This window comes from Chromobacterium haemolyticum (assembly GCF_002081825.1).
Taxonomy (GTDB): domain Bacteria; phylum Pseudomonadota; class Gammaproteobacteria; order Burkholderiales; family Chromobacteriaceae; genus Chromobacterium; species Chromobacterium fluminis.
Map to the genome: position 1 here is coordinate 97,292 of NZ_MUKU01000011.1, position 23,350 is coordinate 120,641.

Annotated in this window: 20 protein-coding genes and 2 pseudogenes; 8 read left to right on the forward strand and 14 right to left on the reverse strand. The window is 64.2% G+C overall.

Going from position 1 to position 23,350, the window contains the following annotated elements; all coding sequences use genetic code 11:
- Positions 1-100: 100 nt before the first annotated feature.
- The 4 genes and pseudogenes from B0T39_RS10625 to B0T39_RS10635 all read left to right on the forward strand — a co-directional run.
- A pseudogene (locus B0T39_RS10625) lies at positions 101-832 on the forward strand (methionine ABC transporter ATP-binding protein); the annotation flags it as partial.
- A 45-nt stretch (positions 833-877) separates the two neighbouring features.
- A complete protein-coding gene (locus B0T39_RS26555) occupies positions 878-1,111 on the forward strand; it encodes an NIL domain-containing protein (protein WP_425598752.1) in 234 nt (77 codons plus the stop codon).
- A complete protein-coding gene (locus B0T39_RS10630; protein ID WP_081546374.1) occupies positions 1,111-1,788 on the forward strand; it encodes a methionine ABC transporter permease in 678 nt (225 codons plus the stop codon). The genes B0T39_RS26555 and B0T39_RS10630 overlap by 1 nt, the downstream gene beginning before the upstream one ends.
- Positions 1,789-2,007: 219 nt before the next feature.
- Complete coding sequence (locus B0T39_RS10635) at positions 2,008-2,802, forward strand: MetQ/NlpA family ABC transporter substrate-binding protein (RefSeq protein WP_043636254.1); 795 nt, start codon at positions 2,008-2,010, stop codon at positions 2,800-2,802.
- 138 nt (positions 2,803-2,940) lie between these two features.
- Here the strand turns inward: B0T39_RS10635 and B0T39_RS10640 are convergent, their stop codons facing one another.
- On the reverse strand, positions 2,941-4,122 hold the full coding sequence (locus B0T39_RS10640) for an NAD(P)H-dependent flavin oxidoreductase (protein ID WP_081546376.1): 1,182 nt from the start codon (positions 4,120-4,122) through the stop codon (positions 2,941-2,943).
- 410 nt (positions 4,123-4,532) lie between these two features.
- On the opposite strand from B0T39_RS10640, the gene B0T39_RS10645 reads away from it, so the two are divergent.
- Positions 4,533-5,198 carry an acyl-homoserine-lactone synthase gene (locus B0T39_RS10645; protein ID WP_176219536.1) on the forward strand — a complete coding sequence of 222 codons (666 nt, stop codon included), beginning with the start codon at positions 4,533-4,535 and terminating at the stop codon, positions 5,196-5,198.
- A 16-nt stretch (positions 5,199-5,214) separates the two neighbouring features.
- On the opposite strand, the gene B0T39_RS10650 is transcribed toward B0T39_RS10645, so the two are convergent.
- The 3 genes and pseudogenes from B0T39_RS10650 to B0T39_RS10665 all read right to left on the reverse strand — a co-directional run bounded on the left by B0T39_RS10650 (position 5,215) and on the right by B0T39_RS10665 (position 8,892).
- Complete coding sequence (locus B0T39_RS10650) at positions 5,215-6,012, reverse strand: LuxR family transcriptional regulator (RefSeq protein ID WP_081546380.1); 798 nt, start codon at positions 6,010-6,012, stop codon at positions 5,215-5,217.
- Between the two features lie 278 nt (positions 6,013-6,290).
- The gene (locus tag B0T39_RS10655; protein ID WP_081546382.1) at positions 6,291-6,998 is read right to left on the reverse strand and encodes an anaerobic ribonucleoside-triphosphate reductase activating protein; all 708 of its coding nucleotides are present in this window, start codon (positions 6,996-6,998) and stop codon (positions 6,291-6,293) included.
- Positions 6,979-8,892, reverse strand: a pseudogene (locus tag B0T39_RS10665) (ribonucleoside triphosphate reductase). Before B0T39_RS10665 ends, B0T39_RS10655 begins: the two are co-directional and overlap by 20 nt.
- Before the next feature lie 625 nt (positions 8,893-9,517).
- On the opposite strand from B0T39_RS10665, the gene B0T39_RS10670 reads away from it, so the two are divergent.
- Positions 9,518-10,483 (forward strand): LysR family transcriptional regulator, encoded by a 966-nt coding sequence (locus B0T39_RS10670; RefSeq protein ID WP_081546388.1) that lies wholly within the window; start codon positions 9,518-9,520, stop codon positions 10,481-10,483.
- Positions 10,484-10,656: 173 nt separating this feature from the next.
- Positions 10,657-11,949, forward strand: coding sequence for an NAD(P)/FAD-dependent oxidoreductase (locus B0T39_RS10675; protein WP_081546390.1), 1,293 nt, complete (start codon positions 10,657-10,659; stop codon positions 11,947-11,949).
- 1 nt (position 11,950) lies between these two features.
- Here the strand turns inward: B0T39_RS10675 and B0T39_RS10680 are convergent, their stop codons facing one another.
- From B0T39_RS10680 to B0T39_RS10725, 10 genes are all read right to left on the reverse strand, one after another.
- Positions 11,951-12,709 (reverse strand): GGDEF domain-containing protein, encoded by a 759-nt coding sequence (locus tag B0T39_RS10680; RefSeq protein WP_081546392.1) that lies wholly within the window; start codon positions 12,707-12,709, stop codon positions 11,951-11,953.
- A gap of 265 nt (positions 12,710-12,974) precedes the next feature.
- Positions 12,975-13,409 carry a ubiquinone anaerobic biosynthesis accessory factor UbiT gene (gene ubiT, locus B0T39_RS10685; protein WP_081546394.1) on the reverse strand — a complete coding sequence of 145 codons (435 nt, stop codon included), beginning with the start codon at positions 13,407-13,409 and terminating at the stop codon, positions 12,975-12,977.
- Positions 13,396-14,325: a U32 family peptidase gene (locus B0T39_RS10690; protein ID WP_081546396.1), complete on the reverse strand. Its 930-nt coding sequence runs from the start codon at positions 14,323-14,325 to the stop codon at positions 13,396-13,398. Before B0T39_RS10690 ends, ubiT begins: the two co-directional genes overlap by 14 nt.
- Positions 14,326-14,350: 25 nt before the next feature.
- Positions 14,351-15,367: a ubiquinone anaerobic biosynthesis protein UbiU gene (gene ubiU, locus B0T39_RS10695; protein WP_081546398.1), complete on the reverse strand. Its 1,017-nt coding sequence runs from the start codon at positions 15,365-15,367 to the stop codon at positions 14,351-14,353.
- A 93-nt stretch (positions 15,368-15,460) separates the two neighbouring features.
- Positions 15,461-15,847, reverse strand: coding sequence for a SirB2 family protein (locus B0T39_RS10700; RefSeq protein WP_019102352.1), 387 nt, complete (start codon positions 15,845-15,847; stop codon positions 15,461-15,463).
- Between the two features lie 80 nt (positions 15,848-15,927).
- Positions 15,928-17,931: a hypothetical protein gene (locus B0T39_RS10705; protein ID WP_081546400.1), complete on the reverse strand. Its 2,004-nt coding sequence runs from the start codon at positions 17,929-17,931 to the stop codon at positions 15,928-15,930.
- Complete coding sequence (locus B0T39_RS10710) at positions 17,928-18,623, reverse strand: hypothetical protein (RefSeq protein ID WP_081546402.1); 696 nt, start codon at positions 18,621-18,623, stop codon at positions 17,928-17,930. Before B0T39_RS10710 ends, B0T39_RS10705 begins: the two co-directional genes overlap by 4 nt.
- Entirely contained in the window at positions 18,616-19,005 is a 390-nt protein-coding gene (locus B0T39_RS10715) for a hypothetical protein (protein WP_081546404.1), read from the reverse strand. The genes B0T39_RS10710 and B0T39_RS10715 overlap by 8 nt, the downstream gene beginning before the upstream one ends.
- A complete protein-coding gene (locus tag B0T39_RS10720; protein WP_081546406.1) occupies positions 18,995-19,498 on the reverse strand; it encodes a hypothetical protein in 504 nt (167 codons plus the stop codon). Before B0T39_RS10720 ends, B0T39_RS10715 begins: the two co-directional genes overlap by 11 nt.
- Positions 19,492-19,923 (reverse strand): type IV pilin protein, encoded by a 432-nt coding sequence (locus B0T39_RS10725; RefSeq protein WP_081546408.1) that lies wholly within the window; start codon positions 19,921-19,923, stop codon positions 19,492-19,494. Before B0T39_RS10725 ends, B0T39_RS10720 begins: the two co-directional genes overlap by 7 nt.
- Positions 19,924-20,135: 212 nt before the next feature.
- On the opposite strand from B0T39_RS10725, the gene recC reads away from it, so the two are divergent.
- Entirely contained in the window at positions 20,136-23,345 is a 3,210-nt protein-coding gene (recC, locus tag B0T39_RS10730) for an exodeoxyribonuclease V subunit gamma (RefSeq protein ID WP_081546410.1), read from the forward strand.
- Positions 23,346-23,350: the final 5 nt, after the last annotated feature.

Here is a 23,350-nt window from a genome sequence, read left to right on the forward strand (position 1 = left end):
TTAAATTTATAGTTCTTTAGGTTTTATGTGACTTGCTTATAGACTGGTTCGCAATCGTCAGGCAGTGGCGTTGACGGATGGCGGGATTCAGAGGCAAGGCATGATTGAAATAGAGAATTTATACAAACATTACCGGGTGGACGGGCGTGAAGTGCCGGCCTTGGCTGACGTCAGCCTGAAGGTGGCCAAGGGCGAGGTGTTCGGCATCATCGGCCGTTCCGGTGCGGGCAAGAGCACCTTGGTGCGTTGCCTGAACCTGCTGGAGCGCCCGGACCGCGGCGCGGTGCGCTTGGGCGACACGGATCTGACCGCGCTGGACAGCCGGCAATTGCAATTGCGCCGCCAACGCATCGGCATGGTGTTTCAGCATTTCAATTTGTTGAAGTCGCGCACCGTGGCGGGCAATGTGCGCTTTCCGCTGGAGTTGGCCGGCGGCGTGTCCGCGGTCGATATGGACGCTCGCGTCGAAGAACTGCTGGCCTTGGTGGGGCTATCCGGCCATCGCGACAAATACCCGGCGCAATTGTCCGGCGGCCAGAAGCAGCGCGTCGGCATCGCCCGGGCGCTGGCCAATCACCCCGAACTCTTGCTGTGCGACGAGGCGACCTCGGCGCTGGACCCTGAAACCACGGATTCCATCCTGACCCTGCTGGCCGACATCAACCGCCAGCTTGGCCTGACCATTGTGTTGATCACCCATGAGATGCGCGTGATCCGCCAATTGTGCGATCAGGTGGCGGTGCTGGACCACGGCCGCGTGGTGGAGCAGGGGCCGGTGCTGGACGTGTTTCTGCACCCGCGGCACGAGGTGACCCGCGGGCTATTGGCGGAAACCGGCTTGTATCACGAAGAAGCGCGCCAGACCTGGCAACAGCGCGTGGGCGCGCCGCTGATCAAGCTGACCTTCGTTGGCGATCCCACCTTGCAGCCGGTGCTGGATGTAGTGGGCAAGGAGGCGGGCGCCCGCTTCAACCTGGTCAGCGGCACGCTGTCCGAGATCAAGGGCACGCCGTTTGGCCAATTGGTGGCCGGCGTGATCGAGTCGAAGGCTCCGCTGGAGAGTCTGCCTGAATTATTCGCCAGTCATGGCGTGCGTTGCGAGGTGCTGTGATGGAAGGTTTCGACTGGGCCCAATTATTGAGCATGGACTGGCTGGAAATAGGCCAGGCCACCTTGGACACGCTGACCATGCTGGGCGCCTCGTTGCTGTTCACCGTGCTGTTCGGCCTGCCGCTGGGCGTGGTGCTGTACGTTAGCTCGCCGGGGCAATTGCTGTCGCGGCCGCGCTTGTACGCCACGCTGTCCTTCCTGGTCAATGTGTTCCGCTCCTTGCCCTTCGTGATTTTGCTGATCGTGATGATCCCGCTGACGCTGAAGCTGGTGGGTACTTCGATAGGGGTGGCGGGCGCGATTCCGCCGCTGGTGGCCGGCGCGTCGCCCTTTTTCGCTCGACTGGTGGAAAACGTGCTGCGCGAAGTGGACCGGGGGGTGATCGAGGCCAGCCAGTCCATGGGCGCCAGCCTGGGCCAGATCGTGCGTCACGTACTGCTGCCGGAGGCCTTGCCGGGCCTGGTGGGCGCGGCGACGGTGACCACGGTGGCGCTGGTGTCCTACACCGCGATGTCCGGCGTCATCGGCGGCGGCGGCCTGGGAGATTTGGCGGTGCGCTACGGCTATCAGCGTTTTCAGACCGAGGTGATGGTGGTGACCGTGGTGTTGCTGCTGTTGCTGGTGCAGTTGATACAGAGTTTTGGCGACCGGCTGGTGCTGCGCTGTCAACGCGGCTGAGAACCTGTTCACGATCTGCTGCGCGTCGGCGATACGGCGTTGAAACCGTCTTCGAAATGCTCATGTACCACGCGTACATTCCGCTTTCTCAGCCGTTTTCGCCTTGTCTCGCCTGAGCTCGCGAGATCGTGAGTTGGCTCTGAGCGCCCGGCGCTGCGGCCGCATCGAAAACCCAAGAGATTTGAACCCAACACTGTGTTGAATAGAGGAAATCGCATCATGAAAAAGAATATCGCTCGCTTCGCCTTTACCGCCGTCACCGCGCTGTGGGGCGCGCAGGCGCTGGCCGCCGACCTGGTGACCGTCACCGTGGCCGCGTCTCCGGTGCCGCACGCGGAAATCCTGGAAGCCTTGAAGCCCACCCTGGCCAAGCAAGGGGTCAAGCTGGAGGTGAAGGTGTTCAACGACTACGTGCAGCCCAATCTGCAAGTGTCCGAGAAGCGGTTGGACGCCAACTTCTTCCAGCACATTCCCTATCTGGACAAGTTCAACAAGGATCGCGGCACCAAGCTGGTCGTGGCCAGCAAGCCGGTGCACATCGAACCGTTCGGCGCTTACTCCAGCAAGTTCAAGAAAGTGGCGGACCTGCCCAAGGGTGCGACTGTGGCCATCCCCAACGATCCGACCAACGCCGGCCGCGCTTTGCTGCTGCTGGATCAGGGCGGCGTGATCAAATTGAAGGACCGCAACAATCTGTACCCGACGGTGAAAGACATTGCGTCCAACGCCAAGCAGGTGAAGATCAAGGAACTGGAAGCCGCCACGCTGCCGCGCGTGCTGCCGCAGGTGGACCTGGCGCTGATCAACGCCAACTACGCGCTGGAAGCCAAACTCAATCCCAAGCGCGACGCCTTGTTCATCGAGACCACCTCGCCCTACGCCAACCTACTGGTGGCGCGGGCCGACAACAAGGACAGCGTGGGCGTGAAGAAGCTGGCCGCCGCGCTGGCCAGCCCGGAAGCGCGCAAGTTCATCGAGAGCAAGTACCAGGGCGCGGTGATCCCGGCGTTCTGAGAGTCTAGTGCCAAGCCGTCCGACATGTCTGGTTGAATTGATAAAGCCCCGCTTTGCGGGGCTTTGTCTTGTTTGCCTACAGGCTTGAAGCTGTTTTCGCCTTGTCTCGTCCTTGCTCGCGAGACTTTGAACAGGCGTTCAGGCGCCGGCGAGATCGGCCGGTTTCTCCCCGGTCAGGAAATAGCGGATGGTTTCGTTGACGCTGCGCATCGCGTCGCCGAAAGGCAGCGGATCGGCGCCTCGGAAAAAAAGCCCCTTGCTCACTTCGCCGCGGAAGGCCGCCGCGAGTTTGAGATCGATGCAGAACTGGCCCATCTTGGCCACGCCGTCGCGCAGGCCGCAGGCGCTCAGGCAATTGAGGCTTTGAGTGCAGCGCGCGGGGTCGGCCTTGGCGTTGGCCTGCAAGATGGCCTCGCGCTTCAGATAGCTTTTCAGGAAGGGCGTCAGCACCCCGCGCGCCGGAAGGCCGGCCACGCTCATGAATTCGGCTATGTCTTCCGGCTTGGCCTCCGCCAGCGTGCGCTTGAAGTTGTCGTGCGCGTCGCCCTCGCGGGTGACGGCGAAGGCGGTGCCTATCTGTACCGCGGATGCGCCGAAGTCCTGGATGCAGGCCTTCATCTTCTCGAAGCTGTTGACGCCGCCGGCGACGATCAGCGGGATGCGCTCGCTTTCCAGTTGCAGGCTTTTGAACAACTGTCGGGTGTCGTCCAGCACTTTCTGGAAGCTGAAGCGCTCGGCGTCCAGTTCGGCGAGGCTGGCCGCGCCCAGATGGCCGCCGGCGTGTTTGGGGTGCTCGATGACGATGGCGTCCGGCAGGCGTCCCTTCTTCATCCAGCGCTTGAGCACGATGCCGATGCCGCGCGCCTCGGACAGGATGGGGATCAAGGCCACCTTGGGAAAGTCCGAGGTCATCTCCGGCAGGTCCAGCGGGAGGCCCGCGCCCATCACCACCGCTTCTGCGCCGGATTCGCAGGCTTGGCGCACATAGTCCGGATAAGAGGCCACAGCCTTCATCACATTGACCGCCACCATGCCGTGGCCCTGAGCGTAGGTCAGCGCGCCCTTCACTTCGCGATCCAGCGCAATCAGGTTGAGACGATCCAGTTCGGCCTGACCGCGCGCGTATGGCGACTGCTCAACCAGATCAGCGTGCAGATGGCGCAGATCGACGCTGGCCACGGTGCCCAGCGCGCCCTCTCGGGCGACGTGGCCGGCCAGGCTTTTGGCGGAAACGCCTATGCCCATTCCGCCTTGCACGATGGGGAGCAGAGCGCGTTGCCCTATCTGCAAGGGAGCGTAGAGCGGGGAATTTGTGGTCATTTAGCAACGATGCCGGTACGGGTGAATAAAAGGCGATCTTAGGCATGGCGGCCTTAAGAGTCTTTGCTCTAGGGCAAAAAACTAAGGATGGCTCGCTTTTTAACTCGGAAAAACTATTGATGCTTCAATGACTTGAGCACTTGCCTCTGCCGGGTATGGCACGCAAACTTTTGATTTTAGTGAGGATATTTTTAGCTAAGCCATTGTGATGCGTTCAAATATGTATTTGGCATTTTTGTGAAAAGAAATCGCGCGGCGAAAGTCCAGGCAAATCCAGGGTAAAGACTTTTTGCCATCGTTGGCCTTAGCACATTCCTAAAAATCAGCTCCTGTCCATTTGGTCAGATTTCCCGGTTCAGTCCTGCTCTTACAGTGCCCGTGCCGGTAACTTGATGATTGGAGAAAATAAAATGGCTCATTTCTTTCCACTGGAGTTGGATAGCTTGCAGATGGAGAAGGTCAACGCGACGTCTTATGAAATTGATTTGCTGAAGTTCCGCCACCAGGTGTTTCGCGTGCAACTGGGTTGGGTACCGCCGCGGCCGGACGGCCTGGACTTGGATGATTACGACGTGTTCTCCGACAATCTGGCGGTGATTGCGCAGCAGCAAGTGGTGGGGTCGGCGCGTTTCACGCCAGGCGATCAGCCCTTCATGATCGAGCGGGAGTTTGCCCGTTTGCTGGCGCCTGGGGAGCGCATCCGCAAAGGCGCGGGTTGTGGGGAAATCACTCGCTTCGCGGTGGGCAAGACGATTTCCGGTCGTGAGACGAGAGCGATTGCGCGCTTGTTGTATCTGAGCTTATGGGAGTGGTCGCGCGCCAACGAGGTGCGCTGGCTTTATTTCGTGGTGGAGCCGTCTTTTTATCGGCATCTGTCCCGAATGGGGTTTCCGATACAGCCGGTGGGCGTGCCAAGACCGCTGGACGGCGGAGTGATGTCGGTTGCGGGCTGCTTTGACTGGGAGCAGGCTGATCCGGAGTTCATCAAGTCGCTGCGACGGGAAGTCGCTGCGCCAAGAGAGTGCGTCCGTTCCTGGTTGGAATATGACCGTGCGCATGCTCCCGCGTGGGCTTAAGCTGGCCGGCCCGCAGCTAATCGCTGACCTGGAGTCCGGGAGGCGGCAACAAGTGCATGCCCAGCACGATGGCGTGAGTGCGATTGTTGGCGTTCAGCTTGCGGATGACGTTGGCGACGTGGAACTTCACCGTTCGTTCGCTGATGTCCAGGATGGTGGCGATTTCCCAATTGGTCTTGCCGCGGCTCATCCAGTGGAAAATATCGTATTCACGCTGCGATAGCGGCATGGAACTGGGTGTGGCCGGGGCCAGATTGGCGATGCGCACCGCAGCTTGGTGCAAGTGGGGCGTCAGACATTCCAGCATGGCGACCAGATTGGGGTCGGAGCTGGCGTCTTTGCCGCTGACGGAGAAAATGCAACCCAGATTATTGCGTTTGGAGGCGGCGCTGAAGGTGACGCCGCTTTCCAATCCTACGGTGGCGGCCTCGGCGATGAACTTGCGTTCTTCCTTGCCCTTGGCACGGCTGAAGCGCTCTTGCCACTGCACCGGTCCGCTGCCCAGATGGATCTTCAAGATGGGATCGTGCTGGGCGTAGTTTTCCTCCATGTAATGCTTCAGCCATTCCGAGGGATAGCTGACATTCAAGACCCGCTCCAGCCGCTGAATCTGCTGGTGCTGGTTGATGCGACCCAGCGCCAGCACCATGTGCTCGGAAGGCGCCTGGCTGAGCAACATGTCCAGAAACCCCCTGAGCTCGGCTTCGGTTTCGATTTGTCCGGCAAGGTGAATCCATTCCAGCAACGTCCATTGCTGACTCGCGGACAAGCCGCTGGGCAGCGGCCGTGCTATCGCGGAATTTGAGATGACCATGAGCAAATCTTTCTTGATCTTGTGGTTTTACGCTGCTGGATAGTAGCCCACATGCAAAAGGCATGGGAAGCGCTAACTCCTTGTTCTGGTGCCAAGAACAGCGACTGTTGCATTCGTCGCCGACATTATAACAAATTGCCTGTCTAAAAATCCGTAAGTAGAAATAATTATATTGATCAATGACTTATTTGGTGCTATCTGGCGGGGGGCAAACTAGGCGGGAAGTTGGGGCGTCATAAGGAAGACGCCGGGACAAGCTTGGAAAACTGGACCTTCTGTCAGTGTTCCCGATAACTGAAGTGCTGGAACAAAGGCGCGATCTCTTCTATCAGCTGCGGCGCGGGCCAGCCGGCCGGGGCCGGAGGCAGGGCGAAGGAGGGCGGCGGACGCAGTTGCTGCCAGTGATAGTCGGCGACGCCCAGCGCCGCCAGCCGCCGCGCCAGCGCGGCCAGTTGGATCTCATTGTGCCAGTGCGGATGTATGCTGCTGCGACATTCAAAATTACTGTTGTTTTGCAACAAACAGTGCAGCGAGGCCTCGGTCTGCTCGCCGCTGCGGGGCAAGCCGGTTAGCGCCGGATAGGCACCGAAATCGGTTTTGATGTCCAGGCCGACCCAATCCAGCAACGGCAGCACCCGCCGCAAGCGCTGCGGATACGCGCCACCGGTGTGCAGGCCGGTGGCGAAGCCCAGCGCCCGGGTCTGTTCCAGCAACGCCGGCAGCGCCGGCTCCTGCAGCGGTTCGCCGCCGGAGAACACCACGCCGTCGAGCAGGCCGGTCCGGCTTTGCAGCCAGCGCAGGGTGTCCGGCCAGCGGGTTTCGCCGTTTTGGCGCCGCAGCAGGTGGGGATTGTGGCAATAGCCGCAACGCCAGGGGCAGCCGGCGAGAAAGACCACGGCGCACAGTTTGCCCGGCCAGTCGCAGCTGGAGAACGGCGTCAGCCCGCCGATGCGGGCTGCTGCGGGGTCAGCGGGCGGTGTGTTCACTGAAGCAGACCCGTTCGTCGAATTCTCCGCGCTTGCCGATATTGAAAGACTGCACCGGGCGGTGATAACCCATTACGCGGGTCCAGACTTCGCAGCGGGTGCGCTGTTCGTCGTTGAGCGGAGCGGCGTCTTGGCCGGGGATGCGGGTGGGGGGAGTCATGAGCTTTCCTTTCTTAAGGGCTTATGAAGGCTGGCGCGCCAGCAGTTCCGCGTCGCAGCGCGGGCAGAATTCGTGGTGACCGGACAGATAGCCGTGCTTGGGGCAGATCGAGAAGGTCGGGGTGACCGTGATATAGGGCAGGCGGAAGCGGGATAGCGAGCGGCGCACCAGTTCGCGGCAGGCGTCGGCGCAGCTGACCGCCTCGGTCATATAAAGGTGCAGCACGGTGCCGCCGGTGTATTTGCGCTGCAGCTGTTCCTGGCGCTGCAGGGCTTCGAAGGGATCGTCGGTGAAGCCCACCGGCAATTGGCTGGAGTTGGTGTAATAAGGATGAGCGTCGCTGCCGGCTTGCAAGATGCCGGGATAGCGTTTTCGGTCTTCCTTGGCGAAGCGGTAGGTGGTGCCTTCCGCCGGGGTGGCTTCCAGGTTGTACAGGTGGCCGGTGCTTTCCTGGAACTCCACCATGCGCTGGCGGATGTGATCCAGGTAGTCGCAGGCTAGTTGGTGGCCCTCGTCGCTGGTGATGTCGATGCGGTCGCCGCTGAAGTTGCGGATCATTTCATTGATGCCGTTGACGCCTATGGTGCTGAAATGATTGCGCAGCGAGCCCAGGAAGTGACGGGTGTAGGGGTAGAGGCCGTCGTCGATGCGCGTTTGCACTTCGCCGCGTTTTTTCTCCAGCGCGTCGCGGGACAGTTCCAGCAAGCGGTCGGTTTCGGCCAGCAGCGCGGCGTAGTCGCCGGCAAAGCGGTGGCCCAGACGCGCGCAGTTGAGGGTGATCACGCCGACGGAGCCGGTTTGCTCGGCGCTGCCGAACAGGCCGTTGCCGCGCTTGAGCAGTTCCCGCAAGTCCAATTGCAGCCGGCAGCACATACTGCGCACCATCTGCGGCTCCAGGTCGGAGTTCACGAAGTTCTGGAAATAGGGTAGGCCGTATTTGGCGGTCATTTCGAACAAGAGATCGGTGTTTTCGCCGTGCCAGTCGAAGTCGCGGGTGATGTTGTAGGTGGGGATGGGGAAAGTAAAGGAGCGGCCCTTGGCGTCGCCGGCCAGCATCACTTCGATGTAGGCGCGGTTGATCATTGCCATTTCGCGCGCGCAATCGCCGTAGCGGAACGGCATTTCCTCTCCGCCCAGCACCGGAATCTGCTCGGCGACGTCGTCCGGGCAGGTCCAGTCGAAGGTCAGATTGGTGAATGGGGTCTGGGTGCCCCAGCGGCTGGGCACGTTGAGGTTGTAGATCAGTTCCTGGACGCACTGGCGCACGTCGGCGTAGCTCAGCCCGTCTTTCTTGACGAAGGGAGCCAGGTAGGTGTCGAAGGAACTAAAGGCTTGGGCGCCGGCCCACTCGTTTTGAAGGGTGCCGAGGAAATTGACGATTTGGCCGCAGGCGGAGGATAGGTGGCGCGGCGGCGCGGATTCCACTTTGCCGGGAATGCCGTTGAAGCCATTTTGCAACAGGGTGCGCAGCGACCAGCCGGCGCAGTAGCCGGACAGCATGTCCAGATCGTGGATGTGCAAGTCCCCCTGGCGGTGGGCAATGGCAACTTCCGGCGCCAGCACCCGCTCCAGCCAGTAATTGGCGGTGAGTTTGCCGGCGATGTTGAGGATCAGGCCGCCCAGGCTGTAGCCCTGGTTGGCGTTGGCGTTGACCCGCCAGTCGGCCCGGTCCAGATATTCGTCGATCGCGGAGATGGCATCCACCATGGCGGTGGGCGCGGAAGCTGTGCTCATTTCTATATCTAGTGAAGTTATCGAATGGAGGCCACTATAAATTGTGTTTTATGGTCTGTGTGGCCGAGGTGGCGATAACTTGACGCGGATCAAGCGCGGCGCTTTTGGGAGAAGGCGACGCTTGTCAGGCCGGTGAAAACGGCTTGTTGAGCGCGATTCTCGTATTGTTTGCGGCGACGCATGGCTTATGCTGGATGGGATGCCGCCGCGCCGCAAACGCCGCTTCTGAGCGGCCGCCGTTGGCCCTGGGGCATATTGTTGCCAACTTGATGCTGTTTCATTGAGTCTGTTGCAACAAACTCATGGCATTCAGCCCGAATCAGGTGCATACTTGGATTGCATAGAAAATAGGGCGATGTATTTTCAAGCAAGCTGTAAAAACTATATGACAAAGTGCGCTCCGCGAGCGGTGCAGTGGGGAAGCTGCGGTCGGTTCTGTTCCTGGCGTGGATTTGTCCATGAAGATGCATTCACAACAATTTGCAAGTTCTTCTTTAATCATTAAAGGGTATGGTGTACCCTTTTTAAAGAGATACTACTTAATAATGTTATCAGCATTGTCAAATCCAGGGCGTCCGTCCGGGCGTGAAGGGTAGGCGATGCCGAGCCTGGAACATCCCTGATTATGGACACCTTAAAAGCATTGATGGTCTTCATGACCACGGCGGAAAACGGCAGCTTCTCCGACGCCGCACGCAAGCTGGGCGTATCGCCGGCCGCTATCAGCCAGAGCATTGCCCGGCTGGAGCAGGAGCTGGAGGTTCGCCTGTTCAACCGCACCACGCGCCAATTGACGCTGACCGAGGACGGGCGCCGTTTCTACGCCCAGTGCCGCGGGCCGGTGAACAATCTGGATTCGGCGATCAACCAGCTGAAAGCCAGCCGCGACGAGCCGGCCGGCCATCTGCGGGTCAGCATGCCCAACTCCTTTGGCCGGCGTTTCATCTTGCCCATCATGGGCGAGTTCTGCGAGCGCTACCCCAAGGTGCGGGTCTTCTTCGGCCTGGACGACCACTTCAGCGATTTGATCGAGGACGGCTACGATGTGGGGGTGCGTTCCGGCATGATGCCGGATAGCCGCATGGTGGCGCGCAACCTGGCGCAGATGCCGCTGTACGTGGTGGCGTCGCCGGGGTATTGGGATTTGCATGGCCGCCCGAGCGCTCCGGAGGAACTGAGCAACCACGATTGCATCAATTTCCAGTTCCCCACTTCCGGCCGTCTGTTCAAGTGGGAGTTCGACCGCAAGGGCGAGCGGATTCCGCTGGAGGTCAACGGCACTTACACCTTGAACGAGATGGAGGCGGTGGCCGAGCTGGCGCGTCTGGGCATGGGCGTGGCCCAGTTGCCGGGCCACGAGGTGGTGCATCTGATCCGTTCCGGCGAGCTGGAGCCGGTGTTGACCGATATGGTGTCGCTGGAGCGTTCGATTTACATCTGCTTCCCGCATCGCGACCACATCGCGCCGCGCACCCGGGTGTTCGTTGATTTCGTGGTGGAGAAATTGGCGGATCATCCGGACATCATGGCGGATTTGCCGGGCCTGGATTTGAGCGCCAAACGCAAGGCGGCTCAGAAAAACTCAGCCTGATCCGGTCTCCGCTTCATCCGAAAGCCAGCGCTCGAGCTGGCTTTTTTGTTGTCTTTTTACCGCCGCGAGCCATCCTTTCTCCTAGGTGTTGTTAAATATAATGAGCGCGTGTATTGTGTTTTTATACCAATCATGAACGGACGCCACGCGTTCGCTTTGCCAAGGAGACAGCCATGAACGCGCCGGCCCGACAGGAACATACGAGCTCTTATTACGCCGCCTCGGCCAATACGGCGCCGGAGCGCCCGTCCTTGCAAGGGGCTTTGCAGGTTGATGTCTGCGTGATCGGCGCCGGCTACACCGGCTTGTCCGCGGCGTTGCACCTGGCGGAGCGCGGTTATCAGGTGGCGGTGCTGGAGGCGGCGCGGGTGGGCTGGGGCGCGTCGGGCCGCAACGGCGGCCAGATCGTCAACAGCTACAGCCGCGATATGGATGTGATCGAGCGCCGGCACGGCAAAGCGGCGGCCGAGGGGTTGGGCGCGATGGCGTTCGAAGGCGGACGTATCATTCGCGAGCGCATCGAGCAGTACGGCATCCAGTGCGATCTGAAAACCGGCAATGTGTTCGCCGCCTTCACCCAGAAGCAGTTGGACGAGCTGGCGGCCAAGAAGCGTTTGTGGGAGCGTTACGGCCATACCGGTTTGCAGTTGGTGGATCGCGAGGGCATGCGGGGCATCGTGGCGTCGGATCAGTACGTCGGCGCCTTGCTGGACAACTGGGGCGGGCATATCCACCCCTTGAACCTGGCGTTGGGCGAAGCGGCGGCGCTGGAGTCTCTGGGCGGGCGGATTTTCGAGCAGTCTGCGGCGCTGAAGATTCATCCGGGCGGGCGGGTGAGGGTGGAAACCGCCGGCGGCGAGATCAGTTGCCGCTTCCTGGTGGTGGCCGGCAACGCTTATCTGGGCGATCTATTGCCGGCGCTGGCGGAGAAGAGTCTGCCTTGCGGCACCCAGGTGCTGACGACCGAGCGCTTGCCGGAAGCGCTGGCCAAGAGCCTGTTGCCGGGTGACCACTGCGTCGAGGATTGCAATTTCCTGTTGGACTATTACCGGCTGACCGCCGACAACCGGCTCTTGTACGGCGGCGGCACCGTGTACGGCGCGCGCGATCCGGGCGAGGTGGAGCGGCTGATTCGCCCCAAGATGTTGAAAACCTTTCCGCAGCTGGCGGATTACAAGATCGAGTTCGGCTGGACCGGCAATTTCTCGCTGACCTTGTCGCGGCTGCCGCAGGCCGGGCGCATCGGCGACAATGTCTATTACTCGCAGGGATGCAGCGGCCACGGCGTGACTTACACCCATCTGGCCGGGCGTTTGCTGGCGGAGGCCATCGACGGCGACAGCCGGCGCTTTGATCGTTTCGCCGGCCTGCCGCACTATCCCTTCCCCGGCGGACGCGCGTTCCGCGTGCCGATGCTGACCATGGGCGCGTGGTGGTATGGGCTCAGGGACCGCTTGGGGCTGTGAGTTAGTCGTCGGGGGCGAGGCGGCGTTCGCGGTTGGCGCTGCCAGCTTCGCCCACCGCGCGGTTGCGGCCCGCGTTCTTGGCCGCGTACAGATACATGTCGGCGCGGTGCAGCAGGGTTTCCGGCATGTCGTCCACGGTTTGGGTGGCCACGCCGATGCTGGCGGTCAAGCGATTCACCGCCGGCAGTTCGGTCTGCGCCAAGCGCTGACGGATATCATCGGCCAGCGCCATCGCGCCGCTCTGCTCGGTTTCCGGGCAAATCAACAGGAATTCGTCGCCGCCCCAGCGCGCCACGGTGTCCAACTGGCGCGCGCGTTTTTGTAGTAGTTCGCCGAAGGCGGCCAGCACTTGGTCGCCGGCCAGGTGGCCGTAATTGTCGTTGACGTCCTTGAAGTGGTCGATGTCCAACAGCAGCACCGAGAACGGCCTGCGGGTGCGGTAGGAGCGCTCGGTTTCGCGTTCCAGAATGGTGTTGGCCTGGCGGCGGTTGGCCAGGCCGGTGACCGCGTCTTGGCCGGCGAGGGTGTTGAGCTCTTGCAGCATGGCGTGGGATTCGCGGGCGCGGCGGTAGGCGAACAGCGCTAGCGATACGGCCAGGTTGACGCAAAGCAGCAGGGCCAGCGCCATGGTTTGCGCATTGCCATCGCCGGAGTTCAGCCATTGGTAACGTTCTGCCAGCCAGAATATCAGCAGATTGGCCAGGAGCAGGGTGGCCAAGTCGAGCAAGATCTGCCGCAGGCTGAACAGGCGTGACTTCATGGGGCTTGGGCCGTTTCCGATGAGTGCAGGCCGCCGGGAGGCGGCTAGATTGCGTTGATTCTTTTCGGATTAGCCCAAACTTGGCTCGGCCACAAGGCGCGCGTGCCGGCAGCACCTTATCAGAACCTGTTTACGACTTGCTGCGCGTCGTGAGGCGTCAGACGGCGAGCACCGCTTCGAAATGCTCATGTACCACGTGTACATTCCGCTTTCTCAGCGGTTTTCATCTTGCTTAGTCCTTGCACTAGAGATTTTGAACAGGAGATTAAACGGCCATGAAGCGCGCCAGCGGCGTGGCGCTCCAGTCCACGCTGTCCAGCAGGTTCTTGACGATGAGCCCCAGCTCGGTGTCGCCCTCAATCAGCAGTTTGCGGTGGAAAAACAGCGTGTCCGGGTCTTCCTCGCGCAGCATCATCCGGGCGAAGTCGGCCAGCGTGGCGGAGAGCTGCAAATCAGGCGCTTCGTCGTCCTGGTCGCGGCGGAAGCCTTGTTCGTCGGCGCGGAAGCGCAGTGTCAGGCCGGCGTCCAGCACGCGAATGGCGAAGCGGCGGCCGGTCAACAGCGCCATGTCCGCCGGCAGTACGCCGCGCCGGGCCAGTTGATTGAGGCTGGCGGCCAGCAGCCAGGCCGGCGGCGCGGCCGGCAGCCGGGACAGCAGCGCAGCGGCGGCGGAGGGCAGGGCGAGATCAGGAATGCGCATGGGAGGCTCCTATGGCTTGATTGCCGGCCTGGCCGCGCCAATAGCCGTCCACCAGTTCGGCGTCGGCATGGAGTCCGCTGGCGGCTTGCAGCGTGTCCGGGTCGGCGCCGTCCAGCGCTTGGCGGAACAGGGCGACGACGTCGCTGGTGGCGCGCGACTGCGGACTGACGCGCACGGCGTCGACGCCGATGGCGGCCAGGCCGCGTAGATGCGGCAGCAGGCTGTGGCAGCCGGCGGACAGGGTCTGGATGCCGTTGAGGGTGAGGAAGTCCTGCTGGTCCTGGGTGCGCATGGTCAGCCCGTCCGGGTGTTCCAGGCAGCGGAACTGGCAGTCGTCCTTGCTCAGATTGTAATGACGGGCGGTGAAGCAACGCGCGGACAGCGCCAGCGGCAGCTTGCCCCAGGCGAACAACTCTGTGGCGATGGGCGCGCCGATCTCGGCGTAGCGGGCCAGCAGTTGAGCCAAGGTGGCGCGGTCCATTTCCACCGGCGGCACCCAGCGCTCGGCGCCCCAGTCGCGGATCAGCTTCAGGGTGTCGGCGTTGTAGATGTTGAGATGCGGGCCGGCGACGAAGGGCAGGTCGTGCTCGCGCGCCAGCTTGATCGCGCCCAGATCGTTGGCCTCCAGCGCGATGTCGCCGTTGGCGGCCAATTGGCGCGCGCGGCGCAGATCGGATTCGCTCTCCAGCAGCGCCTGGCAGCTGAGCGTGACGCGCTTGCCGGCGGCGGCCAGGTCGCGCGCCAAGGAGATCCAGTCCTGCGGCCGCATCTGCTGGCGGCGCGAGCACACCACTTCGCCCAGATAGATCCGGTCCAGCGGCCAGTCGGCGGCGGCGGCGTAGAAGTCCAGCAGGGTGTCGCGCGGCCAGAAGAACAACACCGGCCCCAGAGTCAATTGCAGATTAAGGCTTGTCATTGGCGGTTTTCCATGGGGGCGGCGCTCATTTCCACGGCCGGTTGTAGGCGCCCAGCGTTTGCTGTTGTCCTTCCGACACTTTGTTCAGCGCCTGGTGCCAGGCCGGGCGCGCCTGGAAGCGCGCGCCGTCGCGGCCGGCGGCGTCCAGCGCTTCGCGCAGCGCTCGCGTCACCTGGGCCACGTAAGCCGGGCTGCGCTGGCGCCCTTCCACCTTGATGGCGGCGACGCCGCTGGCGATGATTTGCGGCAGCATGTCCAGCACATTGAGGCTGGTGGGTTCTTCCAGCGCGTAATAGGTTTCGTCGCGCACCTGGAAGCGACCCTTGCACAGCGTCGGGTAGCCGGCGGGTTCGTCGTCGCGGTAGCTGTCGATCAGGATGTGGTTGAGGCGGGCGTTCATGCGCTGCCCGTCCGGCTCCCAGCGCACGAACTTGGCCGGCGAGCACACCCCGTGTGTGTTGGGCGATTCGCCGGTGGCGTAGCTGGACAGCTGACAGCGGCCTTCCACCATCACGCACAGGCTGCCGAAGCCGAAGACTTCGATCTCGACGTCGGTGTGTTCGATCACGTGGCGCACCTGATCCAGGGTCAGCACCCGAGGGAGCACCGCGCGGCGGATGCCGAACATGTCGCGCGCCAGATTGATGGCTTCGTAATTGGTGGCCGAGCTTTGCACCGACATGTGCAGGCGCAGCTCAGGGTGGCGTTCTGCGGCGTAGGCCATCAGGCCCAGGTCGGCCAGGATCAGCGCGTCGGCGCCCAGGGCCGCGCCTTGGTCCACCGCCGCGCGCCAGCGGCCGGCGTCGGCGCCTTGGGCGAAGGTGTTGATCGCCAGCAGCACTTTGCGACCGTGGCGATGCGCATAGGCGATGCCTTCGCGCGCGCTGGCGTCGTCGAAATTCAGCCCGGCGAAATTGCGGGCGTTGGTCTGGTTTTTCAGGCCCAGGTAAACGGTGTCGGCGCCGTTGTCCACCGCGGCCTTGAGCGCCGGCAGGCTGCCGGCGGGGCAGACCAGCTCGGGCAGGGATGTGTGCAGAGCCATCTTGGTCGGTCCGGTTTAAAACCCACCGACGATAACAAGCCCCGCGTCGCGGGGCCTTGTTCTGGGTCAAGCGCAGGCCGGGCGCCTGGAGAATCAGAAGAAGGGCACTACCATCTTGGTCTTGGCCACCAGCACGATGTAGAACACCGCGACCAGCGCGCAGAGGAAGGCGATCAGCCGGGTTTGCGGCGTTTTGCCGCGGCGCAGCGCGATGGTGCCCAGCGCCACGTAGAGCACCAGGCCCACGATCTTGGCCAGCAGCCACGGGCTTTGCAGGATGGGCCAGCCGCCCATGACCACCAGCGCGATGGCACAGCCCAGCAGCAGGGTGTCGATGACGTGGGGCAGGATGCGCACCGGCTTTAGCGCCAGGAGGTGCTGTTTGCCGCCCAGCATCAGGCCGCCGCGCACGGCGAACAAGAGAATCGACAGATAGGCGAAGCCCATGTGGGCGTGTTTGACGATCAGATAAGGATACATAGGCGTCCGGAAGTTAAAAACCTGTTGAATGTCCGCTGCGCTTGGTGAAACCTTGGGCAAGCTTTAGGGCTTGAGCGCGCTTAACGATAGCGCGCCCATAATACCCGCGCCGCGCCCGTTTGCGGGTTCGGCGTGCCGCCGCCGCCTTCGCCCGGCAAACCGTTCTGACCGCTGATGTCGATCACGGTTTCCGCGCCCAGGCTGTTCAGCGGCCGGTTCGGCGGCGGAGCGCCGGGCGGCCGGCTTTGCAGCGCCGCGCTGACAGAGCCGTAGATATGCGTGCTGCCGGCGGTGTCCAGCGTGTCGCCGGCCAACACCGCGCCGTGTATCCGATTGCTGGCGCCCAGCTTGATCTTGCCGCCGCTGAAAGCTTGGGCCGCATCGTAGCCGCCGGCCAGCAAGGCGATGCCGAGCAGAGGGGATTCGCGCAGCGAACTCCGGTCCGCGCCGCAATGGTTCAGCGGATAGACCTCCGGGAAGTCCGCGCTGCGGCATACTCGCGCCGCGCCGGCCTGGCGCAGGCTCCACAGTTCGACATTGCTGCTGGTTTCGATGTGGCCGGTGGCGAGGATGGCGTTGTCCAGCCGGCCGTACAGCGACAGATTGCCTTCGAACAACGCCACGCCGGGCAGCATGCCCTGAGGCGGCTTGAGGCGCAGCAGCCATTGCTGTGTGGTGCTGCCGGACAAGCAGCTCTCCGCGTCGCTCTCGCATAGTCGCAAGGCCGGCTGGCCGGCCACCGGGGCACAGCGCTTGCCGTCGGCCTGCAAGGCCGGGCATAGATCGTTGCGCTGCCAGTCGTCGGTCCGCTGCCGGCCCAGCCGGTAGACCGCGCCGTCCGGTACGCCGGCCACGTGTTGCAGCCGGACGCGGATGCGCTGCAAGGCGTCGGAGGAACGGTCCGCCGCATCCCAGTAGACGATGAGGTTGGCGGCATCGCGGTAATCGTTGGCGTTGATGCGGGTCGCGCCCAGTCGGAACTCGGGCACCGGTTCCAGCGGCACTTTCAGCCCGGCCTGATGGCGTACCCGCACGGTGTTCGGCGGCGCTTGGCGCGGTTGGCCGGCGGCGTCGAAGATCGGCGCGCCGTTGTGGGTGAAGGCGCCGCCGATGAGGCCGTCGTCGATGTTGGCGTTGCCGCGGCTGTCCAGCAGGCCCTGGGCGCGCAAGGCGTTTAGCCGATTGCTGCTGCTGGTGCGCACATCGCCTTGGCTCAGCAATTGCGCGGAAACGGCGACGTTGCCGGCCAGGGTCACGTCGCCGATGGCGGCCAGCCGGCCCACCCGTTCGCCGCTGCTGCCGATCGCGCCGTTGGCGGCGGCGGTTTCCACGTCGCTGCCGCTGCCCATGACGATGTTGCCGCGCGCTTTCAGCGTCAGGAACTGGCCGCTGTTGACGCGGATGTCGCCGTTGCTCCACAGGCTGAGCGGGGCCTGGCCGTCGCCGCGGGCCGGATTGCCCTGGAACAGGATGTCGCCGGTGGCCTGGATCGCGCTGACGCCGCTCAGGCTGCCGCTGGTGTCCACCGCGCCTTCCACTTGCAAGAGCGCGTCCTTGGCGCCGGTGACCACAATATTGCCGCTGGTGGACAGGCCGCCGCGGATTTGCGCCGCGGCGTTGGCGGCCGGTGGCGGGGGCGTGCCGTTCAATTGGTAGACCACTTCCAGCGTCACCGTGGCGTCGCCGCTGCGGGCGGTGATCCAGGCGGCGACCTTGTCGTCTTCGACCACGGCGCCGGCGGCGCGCGGCGCCGGCAGCAGCTTGATCTGGAGAGCGTCGGCCAGCGCCTGGCTTTCCAGCGGCAAGCTGGCGCGGTCCAGGCTCAGCGCCGCGCCGTCCCGTTCCAGCGCCTTAATTTGCGCCGGCGTCAGCGCCGACAGGTATTGCCGCACCAATTCCGCGCCTGTCCAGGCGCGCCACTGCGCTTCGCTATTGCCGCGCAAGGAGCGGGTCAGTTCCTGCTGGCCACGCAGGTGGTGCATGCCGCCCAGGGCCAGCGCGGTCAGGGCCATGCCGGTGAGCAGCACCATCAGTACCGCGGCGACGCCGCGTTGCCGGCGCGGCGGGAGGGGGCGGGCCTTCATGCGGGGGCCGCCAGATTGGTCAGACAGCTGGCGAAGCTGCGGCTCTCGCCTTGTTGCGCGTTGTCGTAGTTGAGCAGCAGCTGGGGAAAGGTCTGGCTGGCCGCCGTTGCCGCCGCATAGGGCCAGCAGGGCTGTTCCAGCCGCAAAGCCATGTTGAGCCTATGGCGCGGCGGCAGCGGCCCGGTCAGCGCCCGTGCCCGCCATTGCGAAGGCTGGCTTAGCGCGTCTGAGATGACGGCGCAGTCGTCGGCTTGCAGCTGGTACACGACGCTGTTCTGCCCGGCCTCGCCCAGCCGGGCCACGCCGCGGCAGGCGTAAGCGCCGGCGTCCAGCTGCGGGCGATAGCGCCACACCGCGGCGTTGGCGCTGCCGGAGGCCACCGGCGCGGCGCTGAGCGCGGTGACGGCGCCGTCGGCGTCCAGGCGCAAATCGCTTATCGACAGCAGCTGCAGGTTCTGTTCGCGGCCGCCGCCGGCGCCGAAGCCGGCTTCCTGCGCCTGCTGCTGCACGCTAAGCAAGGCCGCCATCAACTGGCTGTCCCGCTGCGCCAGTTTGGCGCTGCCTTGGTCCGGGTCGAACACGCTGCGCGCAGTCTGTCGATACAGGGTCAGCATCGCCAGCGTGGTGATCAGCGCCAGCAGCATGCCGATCAAGAGCTCCAGCAGGCTAAAGCCAGAGGCGCGTTTATTCATGATTGCTCAGGCTTAGGGTGGACGAGGCCGCATCCCGCAGTTGCAAGGTTTGGCCGCGCAGCGCGGCCTTGGCGGAGATCTTGGCGCCGCCGTTTTGCGCTTGGCCGCGCAGCGTCACCGCGGGCGTGGAACGGCAGGCCAGCCGCGCGGTGGCGCTGACGCCGCTGGCCAGCGGCCAGTCGTCGGCGCTGTCGCAGGGCAGGCCGCCCTGTTGCAGCTGTTCCCGCGCCTTGCTCAGGGCCAGCGCGTGCTGTTGCAGTTGCTGTTGGCTGCCCAGACTCCGCGCATTGACGAAAACGATGCCCAGGCCGGTCAGCATCAGCAGCAACATGGCGATCAGGCTTTCCAGCAGGCTGACGCCGTTTTGCGCCTTATAAGTCACCGCTGAGCTCCTGTTGAGTCCCGCGAATGCAGTAGACCGGCCGCGTGCCGCAGACTACGCCGGCCGCTTGCGTCGCCAGCGGCTGGCCCTGGTTGTTCAAGGCCAGGCATTGCGCGGCGGGCGTCGTCAGGCAGTTTCTCCCCAGCGTCACCGGGCGGGGCGCGGCGGCGCGCCACAGCGCCGCGCCGTGGCAGCGCTCGCCTTGGGTGCCGCTGGCCGGCGCGCCGGCGAATACGCACAACTGGCCTTCGGCGCTGGACATCAACACCGCGGCCGCTTGGTCCGGCGGCGTGGCCTGCGGGTTGCTCAGCGCCGCGGCCTGGGTTTGGGCGTAAGCCCGAGCTAGTTGGCTGCGGCCCAGCGCCAGTTTGTGAGCGTCGCTCCAGCCTTGCGCCAGCGGCACGCTGAGCAGCGCCAACAGGCCGATCAGCGCCAGCGTCGCGCACAATTCCATCAGGGTCAGGCCGCTCTGGCGGCGGGGCTGGGTCACCATTGGGTCCGGCAGTCGGCGCTGCTGGTGTTGGCGCTTTGATCCGCGCCGTCGAGCTTCAACACGCAGCCGGACAGCTGCGGGCTGACGCCGCTGGCGGTGAGCAGGAAGCTGCCGCCCTGGGGTTGGTAGCGATAGTTGAATTCAGGCTGCGCCGGCTGCCAGCTATTGTTGCCCAGCGCGGCGCGGATGGCGCTGGCGTTGTCCGCGCTGGCGGTGGGGTAAGCCAAGTGCAGCAGTTTGTGATTTTCCAGGGCCAGGCTCAAGGCCATCAGGTCGCTCTTGGCGGTATTGGCCTTGGCGGCCTGTACGTGGCGCTGGTAGGACGGCACCGCCACCAAGAGCAGGATGCCGACGATGGCGGCCACCACCATCATCTCGATCAGGGTGAAGCCGGAATGGCCTTGAGGCCGGACGAATGCGCTCACGACATCGCCTTGTTAAATAAACGTCATATTTTAGCGTTATTGGATCCATATTGGTATTGATTGGCATCAATATGCTTTGTAAATATCCTGTCGAGATGCAAGCCGCCGCCGATACGTTGCGGCTCGGCATAATCTGCCGCGCGCGGCGCATGCGGTCGATCCGGGCCGCGGATGCTACACTTGGCCTGATTTCACCACCCGTCGATTCCCTCATGCTGCTTCTTTACCAGTCCAACCGCTTGGAGCAATTGGGCCAGCTGTTTTGCGGCATGAGCCAGAGCTTGCCGCTGTCTGATCCCTTCGCGCCGGAAACCGTGATCGTGCAGAGTCGCGGCATGGGGCGCTGGATCACGCTGGACCTGGCGCGCAGCAACGGCGTGGCCGCCAATCTGGACTTCGTGTTGCCGGCGGCCTTCGCCTGGAGGCTGATGCAGCGGGTGATGCCGGAGCTGCCGCGCAAGTCCTCGTTTGCGCCGGAAGTGCTGAGCTGGCGGCTGATGGAGCTGCTGCCCACGCTGGAGGGCGAGCCTTTTCTCGCTCTGTCGCGCTATCTGGAGGGCGGCGAGGCCGCCTGTTTCGAGCTGGCCGGCAAAGTGGCGGACATCTTCGACCAATACTTGGTGTTTCGGCCAGATTGGATCCGCGGTTGGGAGGCCGGCCAGTTGCAGGACTTGGGCGAGGACGAAGCCTGGCAGGCCGCGCTGTGGCGGCGGCTGGCCGACAGCGATTCCAGCCGCCATCGCGTGCGCATGCTGGATGAATTCTTCGCCGAACTGAAGGCCGAGCACTTGCCGGAACGAGTGACGCTGTTCGGCATCGCCAGCCTGGCGCCCATGTATCTGGCCCTGGTCAAGCGCCTGTCCCAACTCACCGACGTCTGCCTGTTCACCCTCAATCCCTGCGAAGCGTATTGGGGCGACATCGTCGACGCACGTCGCAAGCTCAAGCTGCGGCAAAAGGGCGATTTGTTCGCCACCGAGGGCCATCCCTTATTGGCCTCCTTGGGCAAACAGGGGCGTGATTTTTTCGAGTTGATCGCCGAAGACAGCGAACTGGACGCGCGCCCCTTGTTCGACGCCCCGCGCGGCGATGCGCTGCTGGCGAGGCTGCAACGCGACATCCTGCAATTGAACGACCCCAAGGACGCGCCGCGGCCGCTGGCGGCGGACGACGAGTCGGTGCAGATCCACGCCGCCCACGGGCCGATGCGCGAATTGGAGGTGTTGAAAGACCGCTTGCTGGCGATGTTCCGCGACGACCCGAGTCTCAATCCCGCCGACGTGGCGGTGCTGACGCCGGACATCAATAGCTACGCGCCCTATATCGACGCCGTATTCGGCGCCCGTCCGCAGGAGGACGCGGCGCCGGATATCCCTTACAGCATCGCCGACCGCCGCATCGCGCGGGAAGAACCGTTGCTGGCCAGCTACGCCGCCTTGCTGGATCTGGCGGACTCCCGCTTCGCCGCCGATCAGGTGCTGGCCTTGCTGGACGCGCCGGCTCTGCTGCGCCGCTTTGGCTTGGACGACGCCGACGTGCCCTTTGTGCGTCAATGGGCGCGGGAAGCCGGCATCCGCTGGGGGCGGGACGCCGCGCACAAGGCGGCGCTGGGCTTGCCGGCGGATCCCGTGTTTACCTGGCGCTGGGGTCTGGACCGGCTGCTGCTGGGCGCGGTGTTGCCGCCGGCCTTGGCCGGAGACGACAGCGGCCTGTACGCCGGCCTGCTGCCGCACAGCAGCGCTCAGGGCCAGCTGGCGGAAGCGCTGGGGCGTTTCGCCGCTTGCTACAGCGAACTGGAACGGGCGGCGGAGGAATGGGCGCTCCCGGCCAGCCCTGCGCGGTGGGCGGAGCGGCTGCAGCAGGCTTGCGAGCGTTTGTTCGACGCCGACGCCGACGACGAGAAAGCGCTGGAAGTCCTGCGCGGCGCGCTGGCGGAATTGGCGGAGGACGCGGAGCTGGCCGGTTTTGAACAGCCGGTGGGCTTGCCGGTGGTGCGGGACTGGCTCAAGCGCAAGCTCACGCTGGCCTCTCCGCTGGGCTTTCTTTCCGGCGGCGTCACCTTCTGCGCGATGGTGCCGATGCGCTCCATTCCCTTCCGCGTGCTGTGTCTGATCGGCATGAACGATGGCGCTTACCCGCGCGACGAACGCCCGGTCAGCTTCGACTTGGTGGCGCGCCATCCGCGCCGCGGCGACCGCTCGCGGCGCTTCGACGACCGCTATCTGTTTCTGGAGGCCATCCTCTCCGCGCGCGAAAAACTGTACTTGTCCTATGTGGGGCAGTCCGCCCGCAGCGGAGAAACCCTGCCGCCGTCGCCGCTGATCGCCGAGTTGCTGGACTGCTTCTCCGCCATGTGCGGCCAGGATCTCGGCCGGACCTTGACGGTGCGCCATCCGCTGCAGCCATTTTCGCCTGCCGCCTACGACGGCGCGGATCTGCGGCTGGCCAGTTTCGAGCCCACCTTCGCTGCGGCCTTGTCTCAGCCGGAGGCCGCGCCGCGTTCCTTCGCCGGCGTTTTGCCGCCGGCGGCGCTCAGCGGCGTGGTCAATCTGCATGATTTCATCCGCTTCTGGCGCAATCCGGTGCGCGCCTGGCTGGCGGACCGGCTCGCCATCCGTTTGTTTGGCGGCGACGAGGAGTTGCCGGTGCGCGAGCCCTTCGCCGTGGACGGCGACGCCAGCCAGGCGGTGCGCAGGCAACTGGTGGACGCCATGTTGCACCGCCGTCCGCAAGCGCCGGTGCGCGAGCGCGTCGCCGCCGCCGGCCTATTGCCGCCGGCCGCGCTGGGCCGGGCCTGGCTGGTGGAGGAGGCGCGTTCCAGCGTCAAGCTGGCGGCGCGGCTGCCGGCCGCTCTGAGCCGGGACGTTCTGCCGCCGCAGCCGGTCCATCTGCACGCGGCCGGTCTCACCCTGGTGGGCGAGCTCACCGGGCTGCGTCCCGAAGGTCAGCTGGACTTTGTCGTCGGCAAGATCAACGCCGCTCAGCGCGTGGCCCTGTGGCTGAGCCACCTGATTCTGTGCGCGGCGCGGCCGCCGGGCGTGGCCTGCCGCACCGTCTGTTACGACGATGCCGGCAGCCTGCTGTTGGAGGACGAGCCGGAGGCCTTGGCCTTGCTGGAGCCGTGGCTGGCGCGTTGGCGTCAGGGGCAGGATCAGCCCTTGCCCTGGTTCGGCCGCACTAGTTGGGCTTACGCCGAGGCCTTGGCCGCGGAGCCGGAGCGGCGCGACAAGGCGATGCAGAAGGCGCTGGAGAAGTGGGATCCAAGCTTTGTTCGCGAAGGCGGCATGGCGCAAAAGGACGAGGCCGCGATCGCGCTGGCCTTTCGCCATCAGCAGCCGCTGGACGATCCTCTGTTCGCGCAACTGGCGGAAACACTGCTGCTGCCGCTGGCGGAACGGCTACAGGGCGGCGGCGAGGATTGAGGCGG